The sequence below is a fragment of the Eoetvoesiella caeni genome (assembly GCF_003315175.1).
GTDB classification, from domain to species: domain Bacteria; phylum Pseudomonadota; class Gammaproteobacteria; order Burkholderiales; family Burkholderiaceae_B; genus Eoetvoesia; species Eoetvoesia caeni.
This window is the reverse complement of the sequence record NZ_QNRQ01000030.1, coordinates 1-8,293: the sequence shown is the minus strand read 5'-3', so window position 1 is coordinate 8,293 and position 8,293 is coordinate 1. Positions and strand designations below refer to the sequence as shown.

Genomic DNA, 8,293 nt, shown 5'->3' with positions numbered 1-8,293 from the left:
GTTTGAATTCTTCCGTAAATCGGGCCGTGCTCATAATCATCTCCTCAGTGAGTATTATGAGGCTAAAACGTGTCTAGCAAACCCTGGCCGATTCAGTCTGTCTCGGTATTTAACCAAGCCTCCCGCTCGAACCTGCCCCGTACGGCAAAACCCAGGTAAAAGAAATCCTTATGCGAAACTCCAATGGTTCGTTCAAATATCTTCTGCAACTCTTCATTTTGATAGATCAGCATATAACGCATTAAATCGGCAATCGTTGTTTTGCTTTGCCACGGAAATTGTTGATGCCCTACGCGGTGCAGCTCCAGATTGAGAGCGTCAACCTCATTTAACGGCGGTGTAAAGGATTCGTTGATCGCTGAAATCTTGTCGAGCACCATCGCCATGTACGTCCACGAGGTTAAAGATCGGCTACCCACAGGTGCCGCGTGCAAGACCATTTCGCGGGCCAAAATGCTCAGCTGCCAAGGTTGGATCAAAGACCTTACATCTACCGGATGCAAATTATTGTCATAGGGTTGAAGCTTGGGTGGTAAGGACTTATTTGCGAAAATATGCTGCATATAGAACCAAATCGTATGCAGCGACTCTTCCAGCCCAAACTGGCGAATCAAGTTTCTCAATGGCTTATATTTGTTATACATTTCATCAACCTAGCAGGTTTTGCGTCCAGTAATGGCATCTTAACTAATATCCATGCTCGCTACGGCTCTAGATGAAATGATGACACCATTAAGTTTTGGGAGCGGCTAGGGTACGGCGGCGAGGTCGTTCATGCACCGTTGTGCGTTGTGCCTCAACTAAAAGCTGTTTTGTTTCCTCCCACTGGCGCCGACAATCTTCGGCTTGGCTACGAAATAGCATCGTTTGAGCGTTGGATTCGTTCAATTGGATTTGTGTTTGTTTTGCCTCCAGACGTGCGCGGTCCAGGCTTGTGGTGACGGCTTGTAGAGTACCTTCCAATTGACCATTTTTTTGACGACTATCCCCCAACGTTTGCTGTAGCAAATTGAGCTCTTGCCGATGCGCGTCAGCCGTGCGTAACGAGGCAGCGCTCAGGGCATCGAGTTCTTTCTGCAGCCGGGCTGAGGCAGTACGCTCGCGATCCATGTCCAGCAGCATGCGCTTTTCAGTTGAGCGAGAGCGCTCTTCAGCTAGCTGTGCCGCGGCGCGTAGTTTGTCGAGTTCAACGGTAAATTCACGGCGGGCGTCCTCAAGCTGGCGCTGCAACGCGGCGTTGTCATGCTTTGCTTCGTCAAGCCTTAGCTGCAACGAAGTGCTCGTTTCTTCCGCAATAGCAAGAGCTTCACGCTGGGTGCTTATTTGTACCCCCGCTTGCTCAAGCTCACTCCTGACGCTTTGCGCTGTTAGTCGCTCCGCATCCCGTTCTGCTTCCGCTACAACAACCGCTGCTTTTGCCTGGAACACTGCTTCCTGGGCTTCAGCACGATACGCCGTGAGTGATTCTTGGGCTGCCGCCTGGGCGTTTGTCCATAGCGTGGCAACGAGTTCACCCGCCACGCTCTTCAGGGCTTCCGGCAAATCAGGATGTTCAATCCGTGTGCGGCTCTTTTCTCGTAGATCTCCCCAGAATTTATTCAAGGCCTCAGCCGGCGCGCTCATGCTGCCCTTACGTACTAATTGGTAGAGCTTATTGGCCGTGGGCGTGATGCCGTAGCGAAAAAACAGCAATGCGCAGACCTCTCGATAGAGCTCTTGAGTTTGCGTGAAGCGTTCACGCAACGCATCGATATCGCGCGAAAGCGCGGCCTCATTGAGGATGTCCGTGATCATAACAATAATCCAGAGAATAATTAATCTAATAATACAACGTAATACATTAATTTTGGTGCTACCCTTCTCATTAATTTGACATTATTGGTATAATGTCAAATTATATAAAGAGTGGTTTACGCAAATTACGTCGAGCCGATGATGACCTTAAATAATGAGTATTCCCTTGGGCTAGCGCCACCCTCGCCCTTCGAGGCCGTGCGCATTTCCCCCGAACTGGATGGTCGCGCCGGCACGAACCGCGCCATGGGCAATCGACCACAGATCGCTGCCACCACCGATATCGATGCGATCACGGCGTGGTTGGCGCGATTCCTTGACTCTCCCAACACATTTACTAACTACCGTAAGGAAGCTGAGCGCCTCCTACTGTGGTCTACGGGGACACAACACAAGCCCGTGTCCTCGCTCACGCACGAAGATTTACTGGCATATCAACACTTTTTGAGCGATCCTCAGCCCGCGGCCCAATGGGTGATGCGGTCCGGGCGTAAGGTTGGCCGCACGCATGCCGATTGGCGCCCCTTTGCCGGGCCCTTGGCGCCCACGAGCCGGCGCCAGGCCATCATTGTTCTGAATGGGATGTTTTCCTGGCTGGTGACGGCGGGCTACCTGGCAGGCAATCCCTTGTCGCTCTCGCGCCAGCGCGCTCGGAAAGCCAAGCCGCGTGTCACGCGCTATCTGGATGACGAGGCTTGGAGCGAAGTGAAACTTGCCATTGACGCCCTGCCGCGGGACTCAGAGCGCGAGCGTGAACACTATTTTCGGCTGCGCTGGCTGTTTTCGTTGCTGTATCTGTGTGGGCTACGCATTTCAGAAGTCACACAAAACAGCATGGGCGGCTTCTTTTGCCGACGTGACAAGGATGGCGAGGAGCGTTGGTGGTTGGAAGTGACCGGCAAAGGCGAGAAAACCCGCATCATTCCGGCGACAAATGAGCTTATGGTAGAGCTCGCCCGCTATCGGCGCGAAAAAGGTCTGGCGCCCTTCCCTAGCCCCGATGAAACCACCCCGCTCTTGCTGCCGATCGGCAAACAAACACGCGCCTTGACACGTGCTGCCGTTCACTCCATCGGCAAACAGGTCTTTAAAAGCACCGCTGACCGGATCCGAGCACGAGGCGTCGACTTTGAATCCAAAGCGCAACGGGTTGAACTGGCTTCCGCCCATTGGCTCCGGCACACCGCTGGCTCCCATATGGCCAACAATCAGGTGGATCTGCGCCATGTGCGCGATAACCTTGGGCATGACTCCATCAGCACAACCAACACCTACCTGCACTCCTCGGACGATGCACGGCATCGCGAGACCGAGGAACATCACAAAGTACAGTGGTAGCTTAGTGGTGTTACCGCAGTCTGGTAGCAGCGTTATTCGGGATGCATTAGAGTGGGTAGCGTTATTTCGAAGGTGATTAGATTGTCCGATGTGGACACATTGATGTACCCGCCATGCGCCTCAACGATAGATTTAACGATCGCCAATCCCAGTCCGGCACCCTCGCCACTACGCTGCCTCGAAGCATCGGGTCGATAAAACCGGTCAAAAAGATGTGGCAAATGCTGGGGTAATATCGCGGATGCTGGATTTTCTACCCGAAGCACGGCCTTGTCAGGAGTCGAACTCACCGACACTGTTACTGTGCCTGCTTTAGGTGTATTACGAATCGCGTTGGATAAGAGATTGCTTAAAGCGCGACGAATCATGAGGCGATCGCCCTGCACCCCAAGCTCCGGCCCAAGCAATACGAGAGCAACCATCCGCTCTTCGGCCCATGCCTCGAAGTATTCAAACAGGCTTCGCACTTCCGACGCGAGGTCCACGACAACGAGCTCGGGCTTGAGTAACTTATTATCGGCTTGAGCCAAAAACAGCATGTCGCCCACCATTTTCGCCATGCGTTCGTACTCCTCCAGATTGGAATACAGAATTTCACGATATTGATCAACGCTACGAGCTTGAGAAAGAGCAACTTCCGTTTGCGTCTTCAAATTGGTGATCGGCGTACGCAGTTCATGAGCGATATCAGCCGAAAAATTGGAGAGTCGCCGAAAAACGCCCTCGATGCGATTGAGCATGTCATTGAACGATACCGCTAACTCCGTCAACTCTACCGGCACAGTGTCCGGCGCCAACCGGATATGCAGTTGGTCCGATTTAATACGTCGGATTTCCCGACTAATGCGTCGAATGGGAGCATGGCCCCGATATACCGCGAGCCATGTCGCCAAAATGGCGATCAAGCACGCCACCGCGGTGATAAGCCTCAAGTAGCTGCGAAAGCTCTCAAGGTAGTGCAAATGAAAATTGATGCCGGCGGCGACCGCCAAGGTCAAAGGCTGCATGTTCACATTGTTATTCTGCATGAGCTGTACGACGGCCCCGCGATAGGTTTGTTCTTTATCTCGCCAGATGCCCACGGAGTCAACGTCAATCTCTTTGACCATCGACGCTAGCCGCGTAAAGCTATCAAGGTCCGAATTGGGTGAGGCGTAAATCACGTTTCCATCAAAGTCGGATAGGCGAAACTGCGCATTGTGGTGTCCAGAGACCGCACTGGCCAATCGGCGACTAAGGACCTCGTTGGTTTCGCCAGGCTGTTGCTCGGAGAGCGACTGTGCCACGGATTGCACCACCGCATTTAACTCATCGACATCCTGTTGAGCGAAATGCGTATTAATGGATCGTTCGACTATCCATCCAAACGTCAGAAGCACAACCGTGATGACCGCGCCAATGGAGACGGTCAGGCGCAGGGCCAGGGACGCGGGGCGGCGAGTCACGGTTCAGGTCGCGCTGCTGACATCAAGCATATAGCCCATGCCACGCACCGTATGAATAAGCTTCGGTTCGAACGCGTCGTCGATTTTTGCGCGCAGGCGCCGAATCGCTACGTCAATTACGTTGGTGTCGCTGTCAAAATTCATATCCCAGACCTGGGACGCAATTAGCGAACGGGGTAAAACCTCGCCTTGGCGGCGCACCAACAGCTCTAGAAGCGCAAATTCTTTGTTTGTCAGATTAATACGCACCTCTTTTCGGCTGGCTCGTCGGCGTGAAATGTCCAGCACAAGGTCAGCCACTTGTAACTGATCACTTAAAACCGATGTGGCGCCTCGGCGCAGCAGCGTACGTACCCGGGCAAGCAACTCTGCAAAAGCAAAAGGTTTAATCAAATAATCGTCGGCGCCTAGCTCCAACCCCTTAACCCGATCCTCCACGCTATCGCGTGCTGTCAAAAACAATACCGGGGTGGCCGATTTCGCTTCGCGCAACGCTTGAACAATACGCCAACCGTCAACGTCAGGCAGCATGACGTCCAGGATGATCAAATCATAGGATTCAGTTAAGGCTAAATGATGACCGTCCAAGCCGGTTCGGGCCAGATCGACCACAAAGCCCGTTTCCATCAGGCCTTGGCGCACATACTCGCCGGTTTTTATTTCATCTTCAACAACAAGTAGTTTCATGGGATCGCTCCTGCATATGTCTTCGGTTTTGTGTCCATAAAAGAGCACATGCCGATCAAGCACGATCAGCATTCACCGCCAAACTCTACCTGTTCCAGGCTGACATGAGCATGACGGTTTGATTACAAAATTGTAATTGAGCTTAGCTAGACAAACCTGCTTATGGGTTTCGAGCGGTAGCGTGTTCCAGTTTTAATTAGAAAATTTGGGCACGTGGCACAGAGGTTGCTGTGAGTTGGAGCTGATCTTTTTCTCAATTATCAGCATTTTTACTAGCTCGTACCTTCCCCTTGGAGAGAACCATGCCTCATGAACAATTTCAGTCTTGTATTGACGCCTGCTATGCACGCGCCACGGCGTGTGACCACTGTGCGGTCTCGTGCCTGGACCAGCAGGATGTAAAAGCATGGCACGTTGCATTAAGCTTGATATGGATTGCGCACAAAGCTGTCGCCTAGCCGCCAGCTATATGGCAGGTGGCAGTGAATTTACTCAAACGATGTGCCAAGTATGTGCGGACATTTGCGAAACTTGCAGCCATGAATGTGCCACGCATCAGAGGGATCACTGTCAGCGCTGTGCTCAAGCGTGCCGAAAGTGCGCAGAAGTGTGTGGGCAAATGGCCTAAAAGAGATAATGGTCTGCCGCCCCAAAAGCAAAAAGGAGAAGCAGGAACAGGATACCAGGGGCCAGCCGAGCGGCTGGCCTCCAGCCCGTTAAGATTTGAGCATAGGTGTATATCCGACTTCCCGGATAGCGCGTTCGATCTCATCAGAACTGGCTACTCCTTCGATGTGGACCAAATGCTGGGGAAGATCAACGCGAACGGAGGCCGTTGGGGCGGTTTCTTTGATGACACGAGTAATCGTATCCACGCAATGGCCACACGTCATGTCCTTCACTTCGAATTCAATCATTACAGTCTCCTTAGACAATACATAATGACACTCTAAACCTTCCCACTACAGTAATGTCAAGCCAGCGCGAAGCGGAATTTACCGCTTCTGCTGAAGTCCAACCTGGACTCTTGATAATGAGCAAAGGGTTCGCCACTTCTGTTTTTGTCTTGGTAACAAAAAAACCACATCTTGGTCATCGAAGCTTTGACTCAACATGACAAACATGTAATGAAAGGGTAATCGAATTGACAGCATCGGATCACTACAGTGTATTGGTTACTACTCATTCTACCTGCCCGACAGGTCAGAAGCGACCTGGCTTTTTGAAGGAACGATGATGAAATGTGATATGAAAACAATGGTCAAGTTCGGCCTTGGCTTAGGCACTGTCGTAGCCCTTACGTATGCGACCTTGCCCGTAGCCCGAGAATGGATCGCGGCCAGCACGCCGTTCCTATTCCTCCTGATATGCCCGCTCATGATGGCGTTCATGATGAAAGGCATGCCGTCGTATGACAGAGAACACAAAGCCGCAAGGGACCAAGCCGATAAAACACCTCACCAGCCACTGATCGGACAAACACAACACAAGGAGTAGTTGACTCGTTGCGTTCAACCTTGATCCGGGCAGCTTACGGCTGGCTACACTTAAATTATCGGATATCACATGTTTAGTTCCAAAACGATTTTCACTGCAGTGACGACAACAGGATTTGCCTCGTTATTGGCGTTTGGCGGATTTGGCGCCGCTACAGCCGGCACCAGACCATCTGCCACAAATACACAGACGACGAAGGAGATAACCGGGGTAGCGTCGATTCAACTCATGCACATACACGGGCTTGCCTACAGTGCAGATGGCAAACAGTTGCTTATCCCGAGCCATCATGGCATCGCAGTCTATTCCGATAGCGTATGGTCCAAGATGGCCGGACCTGAACATGACTACATGGGTTTCTCGGCCACGCGCAACGCGCTTTACAGCAGCGGACACCCCGCAGCAGGCTCGAACCTGGTCAACCCCTTTGGGCTTATCAAAAGTACTGATGCAGGCAAAACTTGGCGGCAACTCGCCTTGGAAGGCGAATCCGATTTCCATACTTTGGCCACCAGCTATGAGACCGATGCAGTTTATGTCTTGAATTACCGTCCTAACACCCGTATGCCTCAGGCTGGCTTGTATTTGACCCAAACAGACGGCATGACATGGACACGGGCAGCCGCCGATGGTTTGAAGACCAAAGTTAACGCTTTGGCCGTGCATCCGAGCGATGCCAACATCGTTGCTGCGGGTACCGCCGACGGGCTATATGTATCCCATGACGCAGGCAACCATTTTGAGACGCTGCTCGGGGACACACAGGTGTTAGCGCAGTGGTTCGACCTGGACGGTGAGCACCTTTGGGTTAGCAGCTATGCGGATTCGCCTGCGCTGAATCGCATTAGCCTGAAGGACAAATCGGATATGAAAAAGATCGGTCTCCCTACGCTAAACGAAGACGCGGTAGCCTTCATGGCTCAAAATCCTGTCCGCCACCAAGAGCTTGCTATCGCGACCTTCAAACGCAGTGCTTATTTCACTCAAGATGGTGGTGCAACATGGACGCAAATCGCTGACGGTGGCGCGACGCGCGATAAGTAACGTCCGATATTCTATCTTTTAACATCCACATATCGCCAAGCAGGCTAGACACCTCATGAGTAACAAACTGATAAAAATCATCGTGATCGCGCTAGCCGTGATTGGATTCATTGCCGTTTTTGCTCTCTTCGGCATGGGAGCCATGATGTTTTGGATGATGGGAACCTGATGTGAATGTGAGCCGATTCATTGCCACCGCGCTGTTGCTGGTATCGTCGTTAGCGTATGGCGCAAGCCACGAACCGGTCAGGGCAACAGCCCTTGGCACCAGTAGCACGCAACCGGACACCTCCCCTTCATCAAAAGGCCTTTTCAAATCTATAACGGGTCTTTTCGGAGACTCGTCCTCGATGCCGGACCTATTGCCACCGGAAAAGGCGTTTCAGATTTCGGTCACAGCGCGAGATTTCGACACGCTTGTCGCCACACTGACTCCCGCCAAGGACTACTACCTATACCGAAGCCGTATCGCGTTCAGTCTCCCCGAC

Annotated in this window: 9 protein-coding genes and 1 pseudogene; 5 read left to right on the top strand and 5 right to left on the bottom strand. The window is 52.2% G+C overall.

Annotated features, from left to right (window positions below):
* Positions 1–92: 92 nt before the first annotated feature.
* On the bottom strand, positions 93–644 hold the full coding sequence (locus DFR37_RS22495; protein ID WP_147251673.1) for a hypothetical protein: 552 nt from the start codon (positions 642–644) through the stop codon (positions 93–95).
* A gap of 88 nt (positions 645–732) precedes the next feature.
* Positions 733–1,794 carry a DNA-binding protein gene (locus tag DFR37_RS22490; protein ID WP_113935385.1) on the bottom strand — a complete coding sequence of 354 codons (1,062 nt, stop codon included), beginning with the start codon at positions 1,792–1,794 and terminating at the stop codon, positions 733–735.
* Positions 1,795–1,932: 138 nt separating this feature from the next.
* On the opposite strand from DFR37_RS22490, the gene DFR37_RS22485 reads away from it, so the two are divergent.
* Entirely contained in the window at positions 1,933–3,132 is a 1,200-nt protein-coding gene (locus DFR37_RS22485; protein WP_242341955.1) for a tyrosine-type recombinase/integrase, read from the top strand.
* 32 nt (positions 3,133–3,164) lie between these two features.
* Here the strand turns inward: DFR37_RS22485 and DFR37_RS22480 are convergent, their stop codons facing one another.
* Together DFR37_RS22480 and DFR37_RS22475 are read right to left on the bottom strand one after the other, a co-directional pair.
* Positions 3,165–4,577 carry a Cu(+)/Ag(+) sensor histidine kinase gene (locus DFR37_RS22480; protein WP_113935384.1) on the bottom strand — a complete coding sequence of 471 codons (1,413 nt, stop codon included), beginning with the start codon at positions 4,575–4,577 and terminating at the stop codon, positions 3,165–3,167.
* 3 nt (positions 4,578–4,580) lie between these two features.
* Positions 4,581–5,264, bottom strand: coding sequence for a heavy metal response regulator transcription factor (locus DFR37_RS22475; protein WP_113935388.1), 684 nt, complete (start codon positions 5,262–5,264; stop codon positions 4,581–4,583).
* A 302-nt stretch (positions 5,265–5,566) separates the two neighbouring features.
* Here DFR37_RS22475 and DFR37_RS22470 point away from each other — a divergent pair.
* Positions 5,567–5,892 (top strand): annotated as a pseudogene (locus DFR37_RS22470) (four-helix bundle copper-binding protein).
* A gap of 88 nt (positions 5,893–5,980) precedes the next feature.
* On the opposite strand, the gene DFR37_RS22465 reads toward DFR37_RS22470, so the two are convergent.
* A complete protein-coding gene (locus DFR37_RS22465; protein ID WP_113935383.1) occupies positions 5,981–6,181 on the bottom strand; it encodes a heavy-metal-associated domain-containing protein in 201 nt (66 codons plus the stop codon).
* Between the two features lie 316 nt (positions 6,182–6,497).
* On the opposite strand from DFR37_RS22465, the gene DFR37_RS23625 reads away from it, so the two are divergent.
* The 3 genes from DFR37_RS23625 to DFR37_RS23620 form a co-directional block, all read left to right on the top strand.
* A complete protein-coding gene (locus DFR37_RS23625) occupies positions 6,498–6,761 on the top strand; it encodes a DUF2933 domain-containing protein (protein ID WP_429866789.1) in 264 nt (87 codons plus the stop codon).
* A 69-nt stretch (positions 6,762–6,830) separates the two neighbouring features.
* Entirely contained in the window at positions 6,831–7,805 is a 975-nt protein-coding gene (locus DFR37_RS22455; protein WP_113935382.1) for a F510_1955 family glycosylhydrolase, read from the top strand.
* A gap of 350 nt (positions 7,806–8,155) precedes the next feature.
* Positions 8,156–8,293 (top strand): protein-disulfide reductase DsbD domain-containing protein (locus tag DFR37_RS23620; RefSeq protein ID WP_429866790.1); only part of this gene is annotated, 138 nt, incomplete at its 3' end.